Annotated in this window: 17 protein-coding genes and 1 tRNA gene; 4 read left to right on the top strand and 14 right to left on the bottom strand. The window is 57.5% G+C overall.

What is annotated here, in order from left to right; all coding sequences use genetic code 11:
- Positions 1-43: 43 nt before the first annotated feature.
- The 8 genes from AC0V6W_RS10410 to AC0V6W_RS10375 all read right to left on the bottom strand — a co-directional run bounded on the left by AC0V6W_RS10410 (position 44) and on the right by AC0V6W_RS10375 (position 9,715).
- Positions 44-1,114: a M14 family metallopeptidase gene (locus tag AC0V6W_RS10410; RefSeq protein ID WP_486149738.1), complete on the bottom strand. Its 1,071-nt coding sequence runs from the start codon at positions 1,112-1,114 to the stop codon at positions 44-46.
- On the bottom strand, positions 1,111-2,385 hold the full coding sequence (locus tag AC0V6W_RS10405) for a DUF3526 domain-containing protein (protein WP_486149736.1): 1,275 nt from the start codon (positions 2,383-2,385) through the stop codon (positions 1,111-1,113). Before AC0V6W_RS10405 ends, AC0V6W_RS10410 begins: the two co-directional genes overlap by 4 nt.
- Positions 2,382-3,812, bottom strand: a complete 1,431-nt coding sequence (locus AC0V6W_RS10400; RefSeq protein WP_486149734.1) for a DUF3526 domain-containing protein — start codon at positions 3,810-3,812, stop codon at positions 2,382-2,384. Before AC0V6W_RS10400 ends, AC0V6W_RS10405 begins: the two co-directional genes overlap by 4 nt.
- Positions 3,809-4,534 (bottom strand): ABC transporter ATP-binding protein, encoded by a 726-nt coding sequence (locus AC0V6W_RS10395; RefSeq protein ID WP_486149732.1) that lies wholly within the window; start codon positions 4,532-4,534, stop codon positions 3,809-3,811. The genes AC0V6W_RS10400 and AC0V6W_RS10395 overlap by 4 nt, the downstream gene beginning before the upstream one ends.
- 18 nt (positions 4,535-4,552) lie before the next feature.
- Positions 4,553-6,745, bottom strand: a complete 2,193-nt coding sequence (locus AC0V6W_RS10390; protein WP_486149730.1) for a TonB-dependent siderophore receptor — start codon at positions 6,743-6,745, stop codon at positions 4,553-4,555.
- 76 nt (positions 6,746-6,821) lie between these two features.
- Positions 6,822-7,436, bottom strand: coding sequence for a DUF1826 domain-containing protein (locus AC0V6W_RS10385; protein WP_486149728.1), 615 nt, complete (start codon positions 7,434-7,436; stop codon positions 6,822-6,824).
- A gap of 479 nt (positions 7,437-7,915) precedes the next feature.
- A tRNA-Lys gene (locus tag AC0V6W_RS10380) sits at positions 7,916-7,991 on the bottom strand.
- Between the two features lie 173 nt (positions 7,992-8,164).
- Positions 8,165-9,715, bottom strand: coding sequence for a tetratricopeptide repeat protein (locus tag AC0V6W_RS10375; RefSeq protein WP_486149726.1), 1,551 nt, complete (start codon positions 9,713-9,715; stop codon positions 8,165-8,167).
- A 222-nt stretch (positions 9,716-9,937) separates the two neighbouring features.
- On the opposite strand from AC0V6W_RS10375, the gene AC0V6W_RS10370 reads away from it, so the two are divergent.
- A complete protein-coding gene (locus AC0V6W_RS10370) occupies positions 9,938-10,447 on the top strand; it encodes a PEP-CTERM sorting domain-containing protein (protein ID WP_486149724.1) in 510 nt (169 codons plus the stop codon).
- A 301-nt stretch (positions 10,448-10,748) separates the two neighbouring features.
- Positions 10,749-11,258 (top strand): PEP-CTERM sorting domain-containing protein, encoded by a 510-nt coding sequence (locus tag AC0V6W_RS10365; RefSeq protein ID WP_486149722.1) that lies wholly within the window; start codon positions 10,749-10,751, stop codon positions 11,256-11,258.
- Between the two features lie 92 nt (positions 11,259-11,350).
- Here AC0V6W_RS10365 and folK read toward each other — a convergent pair whose 3' ends face one another.
- The 3 genes from folK to AC0V6W_RS10350 form a co-directional block, all read right to left on the bottom strand.
- A complete protein-coding gene (folK, locus tag AC0V6W_RS10360) occupies positions 11,351-11,818 on the bottom strand; it encodes a 2-amino-4-hydroxy-6-hydroxymethyldihydropteridine diphosphokinase (RefSeq protein WP_486149720.1) in 468 nt (155 codons plus the stop codon).
- 16 nt (positions 11,819-11,834) lie between these two features.
- The gene (gene aguB, locus AC0V6W_RS10355; RefSeq protein ID WP_486151562.1) at positions 11,835-12,713 is read right to left on the bottom strand and encodes an N-carbamoylputrescine amidase; all 879 of its coding nucleotides are present in this window, start codon (positions 12,711-12,713) and stop codon (positions 11,835-11,837) included.
- 919 nt (positions 12,714-13,632) lie between these two features.
- Positions 13,633-14,478 (bottom strand): class I SAM-dependent methyltransferase, encoded by an 846-nt coding sequence (locus AC0V6W_RS10350; RefSeq protein ID WP_486149718.1) that lies wholly within the window; start codon positions 14,476-14,478, stop codon positions 13,633-13,635.
- Between the two features lie 162 nt (positions 14,479-14,640).
- Between AC0V6W_RS10350 and msrA the strand changes: the two genes are divergently transcribed.
- Entirely contained in the window at positions 14,641-15,186 is a 546-nt protein-coding gene (gene msrA / locus AC0V6W_RS10345; protein ID WP_486149716.1) for a peptide-methionine (S)-S-oxide reductase MsrA, read from the top strand.
- Here msrA and AC0V6W_RS10340 read toward each other — a convergent pair.
- Positions 15,183-16,430 carry an RsmB/NOP family class I SAM-dependent RNA methyltransferase gene (locus AC0V6W_RS10340; protein WP_486149714.1) on the bottom strand — a complete coding sequence of 416 codons (1,248 nt, stop codon included), beginning with the start codon at positions 16,428-16,430 and terminating at the stop codon, positions 15,183-15,185. The genes msrA and AC0V6W_RS10340 overlap by 4 nt on opposite strands.
- A 55-nt stretch (positions 16,431-16,485) precedes the next feature.
- Here AC0V6W_RS10340 and AC0V6W_RS10335 point away from each other — a divergent pair, with 55 nt between their 5' ends.
- Positions 16,486-16,656: a DUF1674 domain-containing protein gene (locus AC0V6W_RS10335; RefSeq protein WP_486149712.1), complete on the top strand. Its 171-nt coding sequence runs from the start codon at positions 16,486-16,488 to the stop codon at positions 16,654-16,656.
- A 232-nt stretch (positions 16,657-16,888) separates the two neighbouring features.
- Here the strand turns inward: AC0V6W_RS10335 and AC0V6W_RS10330 are convergent, their stop codons facing one another.
- Both AC0V6W_RS10330 and hemH read right to left on the bottom strand, forming a co-directional pair.
- On the bottom strand, positions 16,889-18,295 hold the full coding sequence (locus AC0V6W_RS10330; RefSeq protein ID WP_486149710.1) for a cytochrome P450: 1,407 nt from the start codon (positions 18,293-18,295) through the stop codon (positions 16,889-16,891).
- 60 nt (positions 18,296-18,355) lie between these two features.
- The gene (gene hemH / locus AC0V6W_RS10325; protein WP_486149708.1) at positions 18,356-19,390 is read right to left on the bottom strand and encodes a ferrochelatase; all 1,035 of its coding nucleotides are present in this window, start codon (positions 19,388-19,390) and stop codon (positions 18,356-18,358) included.
- Positions 19,391-19,417: the final 27 nt, after the last annotated feature.

The raw sequence follows: 19,417 nt of genomic DNA, 5'->3' as shown, positions 1-19,417 counted from the left end.
ATTTCTGAAATGCGCGGCTGGCTCGCCGCTTGAACCGAGCGGCTTAAAAGCTGCTGACAGGGCGGCCAATTGTCACCACTCCATCGCCTGCGCGCACCGGCGGCCCTCTCAGCCCATACAGCGCATAACCATCAATCGGCGCGTATAGCCGCTCAACTTCCTTGCCCGTGTAATCGCGGATCGTGCCGATCAGGTCGTCTTTAAACAGATAACGCCTGTCCGGATCGGCAGGCGTGTAAAGGCCAGAATGCGATGCGGTAACGCCCTTTGTGCTTTCAAACAGGCGAAGCGCGGGCGGCACATTGATGCGCGGCTTTTCCCAAATCCCCAAAATGCCAAGTGCGTTTTTAACCCCTGTGGCAATCGCACGGACATGCGCTTTATCGCGGCTGCCGTTCTGGCCGATCTCCACCAGCACAGTCGGAATGCCCGCTGCCACTCCTTGCCGATTGAGCGAGCGCCTTGTGTCAACCTGCGCCTGCGTGTTCATTTTATAGCGCACGATATTGGGAAACCCGAACCCGCGCGCGACCTCCAAGGCAGTGTCAAAATCGCTCGACAATGGACCGCCATAAACGCCCACAAAAGCTTCGAGAAATTCCGCGCCATCGCCGCTGTGAATGTCCATCAGGAAATCCGCGCGCGCCACCACTTCGCGCGAGAGGACATCGGCAATCCGCTCGGTCAAGGTTCCGGCCGCGCTGCCGGGAAAGCTGCGATTGAGGTTTTTGCGGTCAACCGGGTTCACGTAAGGCGAGCGCGCTTCGAATGCGGGGATATTGGCGACCCGCACAAGGATCACCGTGCCTTTAAGGTCAGCAGGATCAATTGTGTCTGCCAGCGCGTCCGCTGCCAAAATGGACGCAAATTCATAGCCATGCACCCCGGCCACAGCGGCAAGCACTGGTCCTTCCTCATCCCCGTGAAGAACTGTGACAGGGATAAACGTGCCCGGATCATCGCCTATTGCCGGAACGTTCAAGCGGATATCGGCGCGCTTTCCGGGTTCGACCCTATGCTCCCCGATCACGAACCGCTGCGCCGGTTCAGCAGATAGCGCGGGCGCGCAAATAGCCAGCAGCATTGTCAGGCATAGGCGAAGCCAGCGGGTCATGATGAGGCAGCGCCATGTGCCGAAGGCGGCGAAAAGGCGGGCAGATCATCGAGGCGTTTGACGTCATAGGGCTGTTCGGGAAACATCAGCGGATAATAAAATGCGCGCAATTCCCCATGAAAATCGCGCACGGCATTTTCATAGCCGATCATGGATGCCGCATCGGTCCCAGCGAGATGTTCAAACGCGCGTTCAACAAAGGATGTCGGCGAGAGATACGAGAAAAGCTGCGCTTCTTTATCGCGGGCCATTCGCGCATTGCGATACTGCTCAACCAAAGGCGCAACCTTTTGATCGCCCACCTGCTGGAACGCGTAATACCAATTCCACGCCCATGTCCCTTCAATGGTGGCATGATCGGCCAGCTCTGGATGCTCAGCGACGAATGGCTCCATCGTGGCTTCTTTGGGCAAGTCCCAGGCATCATTCACCGCTTCGCGCTGCTGCAGCAATATCTCGCCGCCATCCGGCACCGGATTGCGCGCCTCAATCGCGGCTTTGGATAGTGCAGGGACGACGATTGCCAAGGCCAGCCAGACGCCGATTAGACTTGTAAGCAGCACTGATGGCGAGGCATTGATGCGGCTGATAAGCTCAACAATCAGCCACCATATCGCAAGCGCGCCGATAACAATTGCGCTTCCCTGCATCACCAACGCAATCGGTGCGCCCTCAATCAACGCCGCAGCCCACAGCGGGACAAGCAAAGCCAAAGCCAGCAGGCCCACCCGGACAAGCGCGCGCGCGAACCACAAGGATCCAGATGATCCTGCGGTTGCAACCAGCAGATCGTGCCGGCGCGCCGTGCGTTCAGAAGCGCGCAGATCGTACAATAACAAGATCAGCAAAAGCGGCGTAATCGACGCTGCGAGGAACGCAAAATCAAACCGTCCCACTAGGCCAAAATCAGCGTTGCGAGTGTCCGCTTCGTGAATTTGCCCTTCGAGCGCGAGCATGCGCACCCGGTGTTTCCACGGGCTGGCATCGCGCTGCCCCATGGCTGCAAAGGCGAAATCAGAGGGCGGCGCGTAAGTGAAATGGAATGCGTAATAGGCAGCCGAGCCCCATTCTTCATGCCCTTTCAGAGCGTTTTGGCGGTCGGCAGCATCCTCTTTGATCAAAGTTGCAATAGTGGCGCGCTGTTCGCGCACTTCGGATATGCCAAAACTGACTGCGATCACTGACAATGAAAGCGCAAGCGCCAGCCAGAACACCGCGCCGCGATCACGAATCAGGAACCGCGCTTCACGAATAAGTGCGCGCGCAATCACAGCCTCACCCGCCGCGCAGCAAACCATATGGCAGCCAATGCGCCCGCCAGCCACGCCAGCAGCACGCCAAGCGACAAAGCGGCGCGGCTTACTCGCTCGCCCGCGCTGTCAGGGGCAAAGCGAAACTCATCAAGCACTTGCCACGCCCCTGCATTGATCCGCGCTGCTTTGGATGAAGCGGCATCGGCGTTGCGATTGATATCAGCCGCGTAATCCAGATCATCCGCGTGCGCCTGATTGAGCGCCTGAACAAAGGCAAAGCGCAAGTCTTCTGCCTCGCGCAGGAACCGGTGATGCGTCGCCAGATCGGTGCCCGATAGCGTGCGCGAGGCAGCGCTTATGGCGATTGTAGGCGAAGCAATACCAAACAGATTGAACATTTGCGATTGGCTCGCCTCCTTGCCCATCCGGTCCTCGGCGTATGAATTGAGCAGATCAGTCAATTCCGCCTCGGAATAAGAGGCGACAACGCCGCGCCAGTTGATCGGCAATTCCTCGATTGTCTCGGCATCATATTGTTCCAGCACCTGCGCTTGCAATTGCTGGAAAGCGGGATCGGCAGCATCGTGGCCATCGCCCAGCTTGCGCTGCTCGGCAAGCATCACAAGATCGCTTTCAATTTTGCCTGGCGCATCGATCGCTGCGCTGCTGGCATTGATAGCGAAACGCGGCACAATCAACGCGGCAAACAGCCAGACAAAGATCAACGCGCCCAGCGACACAGCGCGCTGTTTCAGCAAAATCGAAGCGACCAGCACAATCGCGCCCCACACGCAAAGATAGGTAAAATATCCCAGGACCAGCATGACAGCGGCAAGCACGCTCTCGCCCGCGCTGATCGAAAACGCCGCCACACCGGCGAGCGGCAGCATAAACGCCGCAATAACCACCAACAACGCGGCCGCTTTGCCCGCAGCAAGCGACACACCCGACTGCCCCTGCGCCAGCATAACGGCCAAAGTACCGCTTTCCCGCTCGCGCAGGAACATTGCATGGCCAAGCACGATCAGCAAAAGCGGCATCAGCACCTGATACAAGTTGGCCGGGGTCAACGCGCCAAACCCGCCCAAGTCGGCTGCCGCTTTGGTATCGGCGAACATGGCGGTGTTCTGGCGGTGCCCTTCGAGGAAGATCGACTGGCCGGTGACCGCGTCCACTCCGGGTTCAAACATGGCGAGGGGAGGCGGCGGGCGAAACGCGTAATGGCCATAATGGACCATGCGATGCGGGTGCCTGTCAGGCTGAGCAAAGAAAGTTTGTTCGGCTGCCACCTGCTGCTGGTGCCGCTGCGATTGTTCGCTGGTGATCCGCTCAATCGTCAAAAAGCTTGTCGCGGCAAGCAGCACGATCACAATCAGCGATGCAGCAACCACTACTCTTGAACGCAGCCACAACCGCCATTCTTCACGCGCGATCCGGGCGATCATGGCCGCGCCATTTCCCGCTGCGCGAAAGCAGCGTGGACCATTTCTGTGTCGATGCGCTCGCCATTTTCTGCAGCGAAACTGCCCACGAGCTGGCCGCCTCGCAGCAATCCCACCCGGTCCGCGACCTGACACGCGCCGTAAACATCGTGCGTTACCATCAAAATGGTTTGCCCGCCTTTCGCCAAGGTTGTGACAAGATCATGGAATTCATCAATCGCCACCGGATCAAGGCCAGAAGTCGGCTCATCCAAAAGCAGGATCGGCGTCTCGCGCAGCAGCGCCAAGGCAATCGCGGTTTTCTGCCGCATGCCTTTGGAATAGGATTGCAGCCGGCGCGTGCGTGCCTCTGCAGGCAAAGCCACCCGGTCAAGCGCCGCATCCAAATCCCCATCGCTCACCTTTTTTCCGGCAAGATCGAGAAAATAGCTCAGATTTTCATAAGCGGTCATATGCCCGTAAAGCGAAGCAGCCTCAGGCAGATAGGCAATCAGCGAACGCGCTGCTGCAACATCGCTGGCAACCGATTTGCCATCCACCAAAGCTTCACCGCTGGCAGGGTCCAGAAAACCCAGAAACGTGAGCAAAGTGGATGATTTGCCGGCCCCATTGCCGCCCAGCAAGGCAAAGATCTCCCCGCGCGCAACGCTGAAGGATACTCCATCCAGCACAGAGTTTCCTTCGCGCACGAGCGATAACGAACGGGCTTCCAATGGCGATGTCATCTCGCTGATCCTTCCAATTTAGAAACTGAAACGAGCGGTAAAACGCGCAGAGGTCGGCGCGCCCGGTTGCACCCAGACATCGGCGAAGGAATTGGTGTAGAATGTCTCGTTAAAGATGTTGTCGACATCTGCTCTCAGCACAAATCCCTGCGCCACTTCAACCTCGGCGAAAGCGCGCACGGTCGTATATGCAGGCAAGTCAAAATCAACCCCGGCAAATCCATTGCGCGATCCCACATGCAGCACTCCGCCGCCGATTTCAGCAGGAATGTTGGCAATGGCAAATTCCTGGCTCGCCTGAATGCTCAATTGATGTTCGGGCGCGTTGATCAGCGGGTCACCCGCTTCGATTGTCGCGCCAAATCCGCTCTCATCCAGCGTTGTCGTTAAATACTCAGCGTCGGTGTAGGCATAGGAGACGTAAAGGTTGAACCCGGTCTGGAATGCCAGATTGGCATCAAACTCAACTCCCCGGCTGCGCGCCTCGCCTGCGGTGAACAAGAAGAAGCCAGCAGCAACCGCTTCAGGGCGATCATCATTGTTGAGGATATTGCTCTGGTCGACCTGGAAAAATGTCAGCGTGACAAGACCATCAACCTTGTCTGAAATGGTGCCCACATCCAGTTTTCCGCCAAATTCAAAGCTCTCGGTGATATTGGGCGCAAACTGATTGCCTTCAAAATCAGAACCGGTTTGCTGGCGGAACCCCTCGCCGTAAGAGGCATAGAGGCTAAGCCCGTCATTCACCTGATAAACCGCGCCAATCTGCGGCGAGAAGCGATCAGAATTGGACGATGTCGTTGTGGCAGGGATGGCGCGAAGATTGGTCAGGTCTTGCTCAAAATCATCGAACCGTCCGCCGATGCGGATTTGCAGGTTTTCGGTAATTTCAATTTGGTCCTGAATATAAAAACCAAAGCCTTTCAGCACTTCTTCGCGGTCGGTGTTGGGACCGGGCGTCGGGATCGGGAATTGACCATAGACCGGATTGCTGGCGCTTAATGACAGATAAGTCGCCGGATCAAGCAGCGACAGATCTGCATCAGCTGGCACAAAGGGAGGGCGGAAGCGCAAGATAAACAGGCTGTTTTCAAACCGGTCATAATCTGCCCCGAAAATCAGCCGGTGGTTAAGCGACCCCGTTTCAAATTCGCCAGCAAGCTCTGCCCGCGCCACGAAGTAATCGGAATTGAAATCACGGAAACGGAAGAAGCGCGTTATCGTGTCACCATCGCGCAGAAACAGCTGGCGGCTTCCAAAATTGTTTTCCGACGCATTGCCGACAAGCGATGTCTCGCGGTAGCCCACTCCAGCGAGCAGGCTCCAATTGTCCGAATAATCGTGCTGCAATTCAAATTGATGGCCGGTCACTTCGGTTTCAATCGGACCATCGCCCGGCTCACCTGTGAATGTGCGGCGCGGGCTAAAGCCAAATTGTTCAGAGAAAATCACACCGCGATCAAACGGAATATCCTGACTGGTGTATTCAAATTCGTAAGTCGCACGGGTGTCTTCGCCCAGCTTGGCCGTGATAGAGGGGTAAAATCCGAACCGCTCGGTCTCAACCGTTTCGCGGAAGCTTCCGGCATCTTCGTAAAAACCAGCGATACGCACGCCGACATTGTCGCCAAGTGTCGTTTGCAGATCGACATCGCCGCGATAAAAATCGAATGATCCACCTTGAAACTGGACATAGCCCGAAGTTTCAAATTGCGGGCGTTTGGTGACGAGATTGACTGTGCCACCTGGCTCACCCCGTCCGTAAAGGGCAGAGCGCGGGCCTTTGAGTATTTCCACCGCTTCGATGCCTGAAAGATCGCGCGGCCCGCCAAATCCGCGCCCGGCGTTAAACCCATTGACGAGAAAGCCCGATGGCAGGTTGATATCGCCCGAAAAACCTCGCACCGAAAAGGCATTCCACAAACCGCCGAAATTGTTCTGGCGTGCGACCGACGCCGACAAATCGAGAGCTTGGTTAAGATCCAGCGCATTGGCATCGCGCAGCAGGTCTTCGCCCAGGATCTGATCGTTTTGCGGAATCTCCAGCGCATCAAAATCACCGCGATAAGCGCGGCGATCCGTCACGATGATTTCGTTGCCAGCGTCCTCGCCCGCAGCGCCCGTTTCTGATGTCTCGGCAAAAGCAGCGGGCGCAGCGAGCGCAAACAGACCAATGGCAGATGTGGAGGCGATAAGACGAATTTTTAGCATGAATGTGACCCAGTGTTTTGTTGTGTGTTGGATGTGCGCGTTTGCTATTTGTAAAAGTGTGGATTTGGTCGCTTGCTCATGCCGGATCGACCGGATTGAGCACCAGGAGCAACCGGGTCTCTCCCGTCCCCTCAATCGGCGGAGAGCGATGTATGATCGGCGTCTGGGTCGAGAGCCGCCCTTTGAACAGACCCACATGGCCAGCAGGCAATTGGTTGATCTGTGCCGGCTCACCCCCACGCGAAACACGGTCCGCATCGCGAGCATCAAGCCATTGGCTGCCGCTCCCCACATACGTGCTGATAAGACGCGCCGTCACGTAATCGGCATGCCATTTGCGGCATGAATTGCCGGTCACGATCTCAAGCCGAACTTCCAGCGCATCAATATCCAGGATGGCGCAAAAATTGTCGGACAGCGCCGCAATATCAGCAATGAGCGCATCACATGTCTCGCCCGCAGGAAAGCCAGCTTCGGCCAACTGAAACGGAAGCTCCCGGGCCAAATCCGTTTTGCGAGCCGCAAAGCGCACATCGCGCGGCTGATCTCTCAACAGTGCTGCGACACCAGACAAACCTTCAGGCAGTGCATCACGCTGCCAAACGCCAAGCGAACAGGCCCGATCGCGAATGTCGCGCAAATCATCGAGCGATTGCGAGTGGGAAGTGGAATAGAGGGAGAGCGTATTCATAAGAGGGAGGCGCGCAGATTAGATGTTACAACATAACATGTTGACTAACGGATGCATGGTTTTGTGGCAAGCGCGAAGTTGGGGAGGGCGAGAGAAGCCACACGACATAGACGAAGCCGCCGCTCGACCGGTCAAAACCACCAAGTTGCTTCACTTTCAGCAACTTGCAAGGCTGAGCTATCTTGATCCCAAGGTCATCCCATGCATCCTCAAGGGTACACTGGCCGAGAACCTTAAGACCCGTAGCCGTTAGCGGACGGGGAACCTGCCAGTTCGCTTCGCAGATCAGCGCGAGACACTTGGCTTACCCAACTTCAAATCGGCCGCAGGAAACTAAGCGCATTTCGGGAGCGATTAAGGGGGTCAATGCGTCTGCATTGTCGGTAGCAATTTCCCACTGGCGCAAAGACCCGGAATTGCCAGCACTATCTCGGCCTCCTCGGCGGAGACCCCAGAAACCGATGTTCGATAGGAATGAATGGTGAGTCCTGCTGGGTTCGAACCAGCGACCTACTGATTAAAAGTCAGTTGCTCTACCGACTGAGCTAAGGACCCCCAAAAGTGTGTGAGGCACCGTTTGCGGAATCGGAACCGCGCGCGGAAGCGCTCAACTAGGCAGGGCTGCGCCATGGGTCAAGCCAATCAGCGCAATTGTTTGCACGAAAGGCAGATTCTTTCGCCGAATGGCGGCAGAACGGACCCGCAAACTGGCGAGCCGCCCACCAGTACTACTCTGCGTGCGCGATAGCCCAATGTTCGGCAATTTCACGATTGCGCGGTGCCTTGTCGCGCGCTTTGGTAAGGATTGAGCGCGCTTCGGCGACATTGCCTCCCTGTTGCCACAAGGCCCAACCAAGCGTGTCCATAATCTCTGGGCTCGATGGAGCCTGCGCCAAAGCACGCCGCGCCAACGCCACAGCCTCCTCGTGCTTGCCAAGTTTCGACTTCACAGCCGAGGCATTGTTCAAAAGAGCCGGATCATTCTTACCCTTACCTGCCACCAAAGGCGTGTAGATCGCATCGGCCTTTGCCCAATCACCAGCCCGAATGGCTTTACCCGCTTCAACCATTTCGGCGTTGAGCGATGGCGCTGCCTGACGCTCTTTTAAGAGAGCCGTGATCCGGTCAACATTTTGAGGGCTGGCGCGCTCGGCCAGTTGCAACGCCATCACCAGGCCCGCGCCATCCATCTGCGGATGATCAATAATCGGAGCAATCGCTGCCCAAGCTTCGCTGAACTTACCTTCTTCACCCAGACTGCGCGCGAGCAATTGGCGGGTCAGCACATCGCCGCCTGTCTCTTTCACATAATTGCCCAGCGACAAAGCCGCCATCGCATGCTGGTCGCGGCGCGCATCGATAAGGCCGCGCAGGCGCACAAATTCGGGCTCGCTCGCCAGGCTTGCAGGGACTTTTTCGATCATCCCGAAAGCGCGATCCAGATCGTCTGCTTCATATGCCATCTGCGCCTCAAACAAGGCCCAAGCAGGAGAAGGTTCAACGCTTTCACCGATTTTGTTGAGCCAGTTATTGGCCGCCTGTTTATCACCGCGATCATTGGCAATCGCAGCCATGGCCAGCATTGCGGTCTGGTCAACGGGGCGAACAGACAGCACTTTTTTGAAGTGGTTTTCAGACGCGGTCAAGTCACGCGATGCCAGCATCGCTTTGCCCGCAAACAGATGCGCCTCGTAAACAACCGGGGTGACTTTCAATGCGGGCGCCAGCCGCGCCAAAGCGTCATCCACCCGGCCCTGCGCCCAGATCCGGTCTGCATCATAGGTGACAAGCACCGGATCTTCCGGAAATTCAGCCAGCCCTGCATCGAGCGCGTCAAACGCGTCGGAAACCTCGCCTTGCGCCAGGCGGTACATCACCAAAACGCGATGCGCGAGCGGCGTATCAATTTCCAGTGTTTCAATCGTTTGCCCGGCCGCTTGCATGTAACTGCCTTCGATCTGAGCCTGAGCCAGCTTTGTGCGCGCCTTTTTGTATTGGGCCGCATCCGATGGCACCTTTCCCAACTCGGTGATCGCGCGGTCGGGCTGACCAATTGCCAACGCCGCATCAGCGGCGACCATCAGCAAATCGGGATTGCCCGGATCCTGTTCCAGCCCTGCGGTCGCGTAATCAAGCGCGCTGCGCGGCTCTCCATCGGCGATGGCCTGTTGTGCAGCGGCAAGCGGATCGCTTGGCCCGGTGTCACAGGCAGCGGTCAGAGGCGTAAGGGCAAGCGCCAAAAGGGCGCCTGATCGAAGGAAACGGCTGGTTCTGGTCATAGTGATCGCTCTAGCTAAATTTGTTTAACGGCGGGTTGTTCTAAAAATCTGTCGGGCATTTTTACAAACTATCGGATCGCTCATAGTCGTTAACCCCTAAGAATCGCTGAAAACTGGTGTTTTCGAGCTTTTGGCACGCGAGTTGCTTACTCTATCTTTACCAAGTTTGGTTGTTAATTTTTAACCAGACTTTTCGCTGAAACCTTAACAAGGGGGATAACAATGAAAAACATCACCAAAGCAGCCGCACTTGCTGTTGCAACCGGTGGGATGATGGCGGCAGCGCCAGCATCGGCAACCATTTTTGAATACACTTTGAGCGGCGGCGACATCCTGACCATCGACACCGATGCAGGCACCGGCACTTGGAGCGGGTCACGTCTCAACGTGACGTTCGCCAGCCCCGATTTCGCTGATTTCGAAGGCGGCGAACTGCCCAGCCTCTCAGCCACCCTCAGCTCGATCACTGGTACACGCCGCATCAATGGCGTTTATTATGATCCGTCAGTGGACGCCAACCACCCGCCAATGCTGAACACTCGCGGTGAAGGCACCAAGTGGAACCTCTGGGTAAACTGGGGCGATCCGGTTGTTGCCAGCGATTTCCGTCGCACTATCCAGAGCGTTACCGCAACGGAAGTTCCCGCTCCTGGCATGCTCGGCCTGTTCGGTCTCGCACTTGTGGCTCTCGGCCTTGGCCGTCGTCGTCGCAGCAAGCTTGCGGCGGCCTAAACGACCAGCCGGCTGCTTCAAAACAGACAGAAAGGCGCCTCTCTGGGAAACCGGAGGGGCGTTTTTTTGGCTAATCGGCCCGCGATAAACGCAAGTTTGGTTAATCGAATAATCTGTCGAGCTTTTTGACAAACCCGCAAATCGCCAGTTCTGCGTTAACTATCGAATAATGCAGGAACGCTGAGTTCGAGCGATTTTGGCACGCCAGTTGCACCCACTGTGTTCACCACATTGAATTTCTTTTTCGGCGTCATCGCAACAGCGCTTTCGCCAATCACGTATTGAACACCAGACGGGGAATATGATGAAGAACGTTACCAAGACCGCCGCAATCGCGATTGCCGCAACCACCATGGCAGCTGCTTCGCCTGCGTCAGCCACCATTTTTGAATATCGGTTAGGCCATGATGGCGCTCATACGCTGACAATCGACACTGACACCCAAACCGGCTCTGTCACGGGTTCGATCGTCAATGCCAATTTCACCAGCCCTGATTTCGCCAACTTCCAAGGCGGCGAATTTCCGTCCTTGATGGCGACTCTCACTTCCATGACAGGCACTCGCATCGTCAACGGCCATGTCGTTGGCTTGCAAAGCGATCCGCGCCACCCCGAAATGCTGAAAACCAAGCATGATGGGCGCAAATGGAATCTTTGGGCAACCTGGGGCGATCCAGTGGTTGCAGGCGATTTCGTTCGCAAGAACACAGGCTACACCGAAGTTCCCGCACCCGGCATGCTCGGCCTGTTCGGCCTGGCGCTTGTGGCACTCGGCCTTGGCCGTCGTCGCCGCAAGCTGGGCGCTGCCTAAACAAATTCAGGATTGGTCTCCTGCGTGATCGAAGCGCTCTGTCGATATTCCCGGCAGAGCGCTTTTTCGTGTGCCTCCCATTGAGCCCGATCCTATCTCGCTCTGGCTGCAAGATGCGCGATTGTGAGGCCGCTTGTGGGATCGCGCCAGTCTGCTGCAACCATCAAGGCTGGATCGAGCACAAATCGGCGCTTGGCCATTTCGCAGTGCGGTATGGTGAGCGCGCGCGAGGCGAAAACCCCGCCACTCCACAGCACAATATCGAGATCGAGCACTCGGTCGCCCCAAGCCTGTCCGCGCCGGCGGCCAAAAGCGCGCTCCATCCGTTTCAGGCCCGCCAATAAATCTGGCGGTGTAAGCTCGCTCTCTAACACACAGGCAGCGTTCGCAAATTTCCTCTGCGCAGGCCCAATAGGAGCGCTGGTGATGACATCAGAACGCGCTTTAACGGTGCCAAGAACCGCAAGCTCCTCCATCGCCGCATGCACGACGGCGCGCGGCTGGCCATAGCGAAAATGGCGCCGATTGGACCCAAGCGCGATCAGATAAAGACTGCTCAAAATCCAGGCGCCCGGATCAAATATCCTGCGCAATCCGGCCATAAAGATCAGGCCGGCGATCGCGGAAAAAGCCCATGCCGGCCCGGTGTTTTGCCGCGCGCGCCAGATCAAGTGTCGCGAACAAAACGCCAGTGTCTTCTGCGCTGTATTCAGCGACCATATCGCCCCATTCATCGGCAATGAAGGAATGGCCATAAAAGGTCTGCGCGCCATCCTCTGGCCCTTCGCGGCCAATACGATTGGCAGCAATCACTGGCATGCAATTGGACACCGCATGCCCCACCATCGCGCGCCGCCACATCCGGCTGGTATCTAAACTCTCATCATAGGGTTCAGACCCGATGGCGGTGGGATAAAGCAGCACTTCGGCCCCGTTCAATGCCATTACGCGGGCCGCTTCGGGATACCACTGGTCCCAGCAAATCCCGACGCCAACCCGCACCACCGCGCCATCATCGGCGGGCACGTCCCAGGTTTTGAACCCATCATTGCCCGGGCGGAAATAGAATTTCTCCTCATAACCCGGCCCATCGGGAATATGGCTTTTGCGGTAAGTGCCCATGATCTCGCCATCGGGCCCGATCACCGCGAGGCTGTTGTAATAATGGTGGCCGTCACGCTCAAAAAAGCTGGTGGGGATGGTCACGTTCAGCTTCGCCGCCAGTTCCTGCATGGTGGTAATGCTGGGATGCGAGGCTGCGGGGCGGGCGAGCGCGAACAGAGCCTCATCCTCCACCCGGCAGAAATAGGGCGACGAAAACAGTTCAGGCGGCAGGATCAGTTTCGCGCCAGCCGCTGCGGCCTGCTCAACCATGGCTGAAACGGCAGCGATATTCGCCGCTTCATCATCAGAGCCAAGCGCGAGTTGAAGGGCGGCGACAGTGAGTTTACTCATGCGCCGCCCAATAGCTTCATTCGGGTTTTTGAACAGCAGTGTCATCCGGTCGCTTTCACCGATGGCGCTATATTTTGCCATTTCTTCTTCCGACTGGGCACCAAACCCGAATGAAGGCGGCAGGGTCCACACACCGCCTTCATAATTGGCGGTGTCATCGGGATTGGCGTTAATTTCGGACGTGTCCACCAATTCAAAGCCTTTCCCTTCGAAAAAGGCGATAAGCTCATCCTGTTTAAGATAGCCCATATTGCCATCGGCATATTCATCTGGCGCGTCGGCTTTCGCCCGGTGCTGCACCACACCAAGCATCCCGCCGGGCTTAAGTGCAGCAAACCAAGCTTCGGCTTCGCTGTCGGCGATGCCCCAGCGTTTCAGATTGTGCATCATACGGAAAACCAGCACGCGGTCGGCCGTGCCCTTCACATCATCGGGGATGGCATTGGCAAAATAGAATGGCAGTTTTTCAGCGGCGATGCCGGTGCTTTCAGCCTGCCTTGCAGAGAAAGTTTCGCTGCCTTCGCGCACGCGTGCGACAAATTCATCGCCCAGTGATGAACCCGCTTCAGGCTCAAAACCGGAACCGATATATTGACCCTCTTCCGAAACATATGGGGCAAGGATGCGCGTATACCAACCGCCGCCGGGCGCGTATTCGATCACGGTGTGGCTGGGTTCAACCTGAAAGAATGCGAGCGTTTCAGCCGGATTGCGAAACGCATCGCGCGCTGCATCTTCGGCCCGCAGATCAGCGGCAAGAACATCGGAGAGAGCAGAGTTTTCAGCCTCTGTTTGCGTTGCAGGTGCATCACTTTCACCCGCTTCGGGGCTGCAAGCGGCAAGCGCCAGAGCGCTCACAAGCGCCATTACAGAATATCTCATTTTCTCTCTCCCATGTTCATTAGTGCCAGGATCAGGCTCAGTCGGCTTTCTTGAACAGCAATGTCATCCGGTCGCTTTCGCCAATCGCGCGGTGCTTGGCCATTTCCTCTTCGGATTGGCGACCAAACCCAAATGAGGGCGGCAGGGTCCACACGCCGCCTTCGTAATCGGCGGTATCCTTGGGATTGGCATTGATCTCGCTTTCTGCGGCAAGCTCAAATCCGTTTGCTTCGAAAATGGCGATCACATCCTGCTTGCGCATATAACCGCGCTGGCGAGCGCCATAATCGTCATAGCTCGCCCCTTCAGGCGCCCGGTGCTGGACCACGCCGACCATGCCATCATCTTTCAACATCATACGAGCAGCTTTGAGCACATCATCAGCGCTGTTACCGATATTGAGCCCGTGCATTGAACGGAAGATCACCACCCGATCAACTGTCCCGGCTGCCTCTTCGGGCATCTCATCAATTTCAAAAGCAGTGACAGCGTCTGCGTCTACACCCATCATTTCAGCGACGCTCGATTTGAACCGCTCGGTCCAACCCTTGGCGCGGGCCTCCTGCGCGCGGTCACGATAGGTTCGCCCATCGCTATCGCCATTAAATGCGATATATGTGCCAGCGGGCATCATGTAATGCGCAAGCACACGGGTGTACCAACCGCCGCCGGGGCCGTATTCGGCCACTGTCATCGTTGGCTCGACACCGAAAAATTCAAGCGTTTCAGCAGGCCGGCGATACTGATCGCGCGCGCCATCATCACCGCGTTTGTCAGATGCCAGAACCTCCTCAATCGAAGGCGCGCCTTCGCTATGGTCATCCGCCAGTGCGGGAACGGCAAGAGCAATTGCGGCAAGCGGAGCAAGCAGAACAGGTTTCATCGGTGTGGTCCTTCGTGTTCAGGTGGTCATCTTGGGATTGATCTGTTCATGGTCTTACGCCGTGACGCTGCAATGACAAGACCCAAGGCTTTGAGTGGGCCAAGCACTGGCAATCCTTGTCGGCCTTCCTATGTCGTTTGTCGAACAGGAGACAAATACGACATGGAACAAGCGATCATTGCAGGTGGATGCTTTTGGTGCACCGAAGCCGTGTTCCGCGATGTGGTTGGAGTGAGCGAAGTTGAAAGCGGCTATATTGGCGGCGACAACGCAAATCCGACCTACAAGGAAGTGTGCACAGGGCGCACGGGGCATGCAGAAGGCATTCGCGTGACTTTTGACCCCGCGATCACCAGCCTTGCAGAGATTTACGACATGTTCCTTGGCACGCATGACCCCACCCAGCTTAACCGGCAGGGCGGCGATGTCGGCACACAATATCGCAGTGCAATCTTTCCCCTGTCAGACGAGCAGAGCGCAGAAGCGCAGGCCGCGATTGCACGCTGGAATGAAGGCAATGCGGGCACAGCGGTGACGACAATAGAAGGCTTGGAAAATGGCGAGCAAGTCAAGCCGTGGTATCCAGCAGAAGGCTATCATCAGGAATACTGGGAAGGCGAAGGACAGCGCAATCCCTATTGCCTCGCCGTGATCCCGCCCAAACTGATGAAACTGCGAAAGAGCTTTCAAAACAAGGTGAAAGCCTAGGGCGCTTGCCACCTCGCCGCGAAGAAGCCGTCCAGCCCGCCTTGTTCTGGCAGCATGCCGGGATGAGTGCGCAGCCAGCCTTCGGATGTCGGCGCAATGCCTTCTGGCAATTCGTCTGCGGTTATCGGTGCGGGCGTGAGAGCAAGCGTTTCCGCCGCCCACTCCGCCTGCGCCTCTCCCTCTTCGCGTTCGAGAGAGCACACCGCATAGACCAGCGTCCCGCCCGGCTTTAGCCATCCCGCCGAGCGGTCGATCAGAGCGCGCTGCAATTGTCCCATCTCGCCAATGTGCCGCTCTCCGATGCGGTGGAGCACGTCGGGATGGCGGCGGCAGGTGCCAGTTGCGGTGCACGGCGCATCAAGCAGGATCGCATCATAGCGATGCTTGGGCTCCCAATTGAGAGCATCTGCGCGCACTGTTGATGCCTTCAGACCTGTGCGTTTGAGGTTGCTTTTGAGCACATCCAGCCGCCGCTTTGACAGATCGAGCGCGGTCACGTTCCACCCATTTGCGGCCAGCGCCATCGTCTTGCCGCCGGGTGCGGCGCACAGGTCGAGCGCATGGCGGCCCTCACCTGTTCCCAGAAGCGATGGCGGTATCTGCGCTGCCAGATCCTGCACCCACCACGCGCCGTCCGCATAGCCGGGCAGCGCCTCAACCGCGGTGCCGCGCGGCACTCTGATATGACCGGGGGCAAGTGAGACACCGCCCAGCTGCGCTTGCCATTCGCCTGTCTTGGCAAGCTCCTTAACCGCGAGATCGAGCTCGGGCGGGTGGATCAGCCCTGCTGCGATCACCGCGGACCGGCCGTCCCAGCGCGCTTGCACACTCGCAGGCAGAGTGGGCGTATCGGGCAGGCTTGCCCCGCTCTTCATCAACGCGCCGAACACCCCGTGCGCCAATCGGCGCGGCCCGCCAGACAGCAGTGGCAGGCCGGTCGCGATCACCGCATGCGGGGGTGTCTCCAGCCGCAACGCTTGGGCCAGCATCAGGCGCAGGACCGCGCGCGGTTTTGCATCATGCGGCAAAACCTGACGGGTCGCGCCATCGATCAGCGCATCGAGATCGGTCAGCCACCGCATCGCTTCGCCTGCAATCGCGCGCGCCAGCGCCTGATCGGCAGCGCCGCGCACATCGCGAAGGGCGGCGGGCGCGGCCTGTTCGAGCGTTTCCCCCCGGCGCAAAACTGCATCACACATCTTCAATGCAGCGCGGCGCGCGTATATCCCTGTCGGTTGAGCCATCACCCGCCCCTAGCCGCATGTGAAACCAAGCGCCAGCATGCGCGTTGCCTCTCATATGACCAAACGCAAATCCGCCGCTGCCAAGGCTTTCACCAAACCGGCCCACTGGACCAACGATCCGCCGCCCAAGCCCAAAGCGGTCGATCCGCTCAAGGATGAGCCGCGCGACATCTCTCCCACGCGTTATGGCGACTGGGAGAAGGACGGGATCGCCTGGGACTTCTGACGCCCCAACGCCGCCCCAACACCGGGGTAACTCACAGCCAACCTTCCAATCCGTCCAAACGCCCAATCCGTTCAGTTTCACGGGCCAAAGCCTGAAGCATGGACCGCATGTTACACGGTCCTGGGACAAAAAACCCTTGCCCGCGCCAACAGGCTGATACCGATATGCCTCGCACACTTTTTCCGGGGCACGTGGGGCGAATTTTACCCCGCAGGCACGGTGTAGGAAAGCTTCAAAGAGGTTTGAAGGTCACTTTCAGCCCGTCTTTGGGCTGCGGGATGGGCCATGGCTGCCAATCAGGAGCATAGCCTGCGCCCTCGGTCGGTTCGATCCGGTAACGTTGCAAGAGCTGCGCCAGCAGAACCTTTATCTGCATGTAAGCAAAATGCAGTCCCAGGCACATATGCGCGCCCCCGCCAAACGGCACCCAGGCATATTTGTGCCGCGCTTTCACCTTGTCAGGCGTAAAGCGCATGGGATCAAACATGCGCGGATCATCCCAATATTCATCCGAATAATGGGTCCATTGAATGTTGATCCCGCACAGTTGACCCGCCGGAACCCGGTATCCTTCAAATTCAAATGTCTTAAGCGCGCGGCGCGGCATTGACGGGACAGGCGCCATCATCCGCAACGCTTCCTTGAATGCCATCTCCAGCATTTCAAGCTTGCCCATATCGTCATATTCGAGCGGGCGCGCCGCGCCTGATCCATCCGGACCTCCTGTGACCGCGATCACTTCTTCGCGCAGGGTTTCCTGCCATTTGGGATTTGTAGCAAGATAATAGAGGAACGATGTCGCAGAACTCGTAATGGTGTCATGTGCGGCCATCATCAAAAAGCTCATGTGGTCCGCCACCTGATCGACCGGCAGTAGCGAACCGTCTTCGCGCGTTGCGGTCGCAAACTGGCTGAACATATCTTGCCCGCCGCCTTCTGCGCGCCTGCGATTGGTTTCGCGGGTTAGAAAATCGACCATAAAAGCGCGGCCATCGACGCCCTTTTTCATTTTTGTAAACGGCAATGGCTTGCGCACAGGCGCGACCGAGGCTTGCACCATATCAACGAAGGCCGTGTTGATCTTGTCCGCTTCTGGCCCCCATGGAATACCAAGAAAACTGTCGGCAGCCAGATCCAGCGTCAATTGCTTGATAGCAGGCTGGAATTGCATCGACCCCGCCCATTTTGACACTTCACGCGCAATTCCAGCATTCAGCGCACCCGAATAATGCCGCATCGGGCCAGGTTTAAATGCGATTGATAAAGCGCGTCTGTCCATCCGGTGGTGGTCAAAATCGAGCAACATAAGACCGCGCGGAAACAATTGATCGAGCACTGGGCCCCAGCCTTGTTCGCTGGAGAAAATTTTGTCCTTATTGAACAAGACCAATTCATTGGCATCCGCGCCGATCAGCGAAACATTCCACCCGCCAAAGGCGTGCGTTTTGTAAACCTTGCCGTAAGTTTGGACCATGCGAGCGGTGTAAGCATGCGGATCGGCGAGCTGTTTGAATGTGTTGCCAACCAAGGGCAGTCCGCGTTCGCCGGGAATATGCGCCAGATCATCATCAGACGGCAGCCCCTCGCTCCAATGGGCGAAAACCGGTTCCTGCGTTTGTGCCTCAGCCGCGCTGGCCATGTCCTGCATCCCTATCTGGTTCGCTTTTGCAACTGATAGGTGGTCTACCAGAACGAAAGGTTAAATCCAGCCGGAAAGCTCGCGCCGGATAAGCGCCTCAAGCATGGCAATGCCGCTGGAAGAAACATTGAGGCAATCAAGCACGGCGTATTCCTCGCCGCCCGCTTCCACAAATTCATCGCGCCCTTCCAGTGCCAATTCCTCAAGCGTTTCCACACAGTCTGCGGCAAATCCGGGCGCGGCAACCACCAGTTTTTTGGTCCCTTTTTCGCCTTCGGCAATCAGTGTCGCATCAGTGGCCGGTTCCAGCCATGCCGCAGGGCCAAAACGCGACTGAAACGTCGTTTCAAACCGCACCCCGTCAAATTGCGGGACGGCGGAAAGCCTCTCACGCAGCAGGCGAGCGGTTTTGTGGCAATGGCAGTGATAGGGATCGCCGCGTTCAAGCGTGCGCTGCGGCATGCCGTGAAAGCTCATCAAGAACACTTCGGGTTTGAACGGCAATCCATCCATCTGCCGGGTCAGGTCTTTTGCGAGCGCATCAAGATAAACCGCATCATCATGATATGGCGGCAAAAACCGCAAGGCTGGCTGCCAGCGCATTTCTTTAAGAACGCGGGCGACCTCATCAAACACGGTTGCGGTCGTGGCGGCGCAATATTGCGGATACATGGGCGCCACCAATATCCGGTCGCAACCTTTGGCCATCAGCTGCGTCAGCCTTTGCTCGATGGAAGGCGAGCCATAGCGCATCGCATAATCGACAATCGCATGTTCACCCAGATCGTGCGCGACCGCTTCGGCCTGGCTGGCAGTGATATCAGCCAGCGGAGAGCCTCTGTCGGTCCAGACTTTGGCATAGGCTTCTGCGCTTTTGCGCGGGCGAGTGTTGAGGATGATGCCGCGCAAGATCGGCTGCCAGGCAATCGGCGGGATTTCGATCACGCGCGGATCGGACAGAAACTGTTTCAGATACCGCTTAACCGCGCCCGGCTCCGGCGCATCGGGCGTGCCCAGATTGATGACAAGCACGCCAACGCTGCCGCTTTTTACCGGCGGATGATCGTTTGGCAGCAGCTGCTTTTCCCAGGTCATAGCGCCACCAACGCACCGCAGCGCCAG

This window comes from Erythrobacter sp. JB1-7, from assembly GCF_057365015.1.
This window is presented reverse-complemented; position numbering and strand designations above follow the sequence as displayed.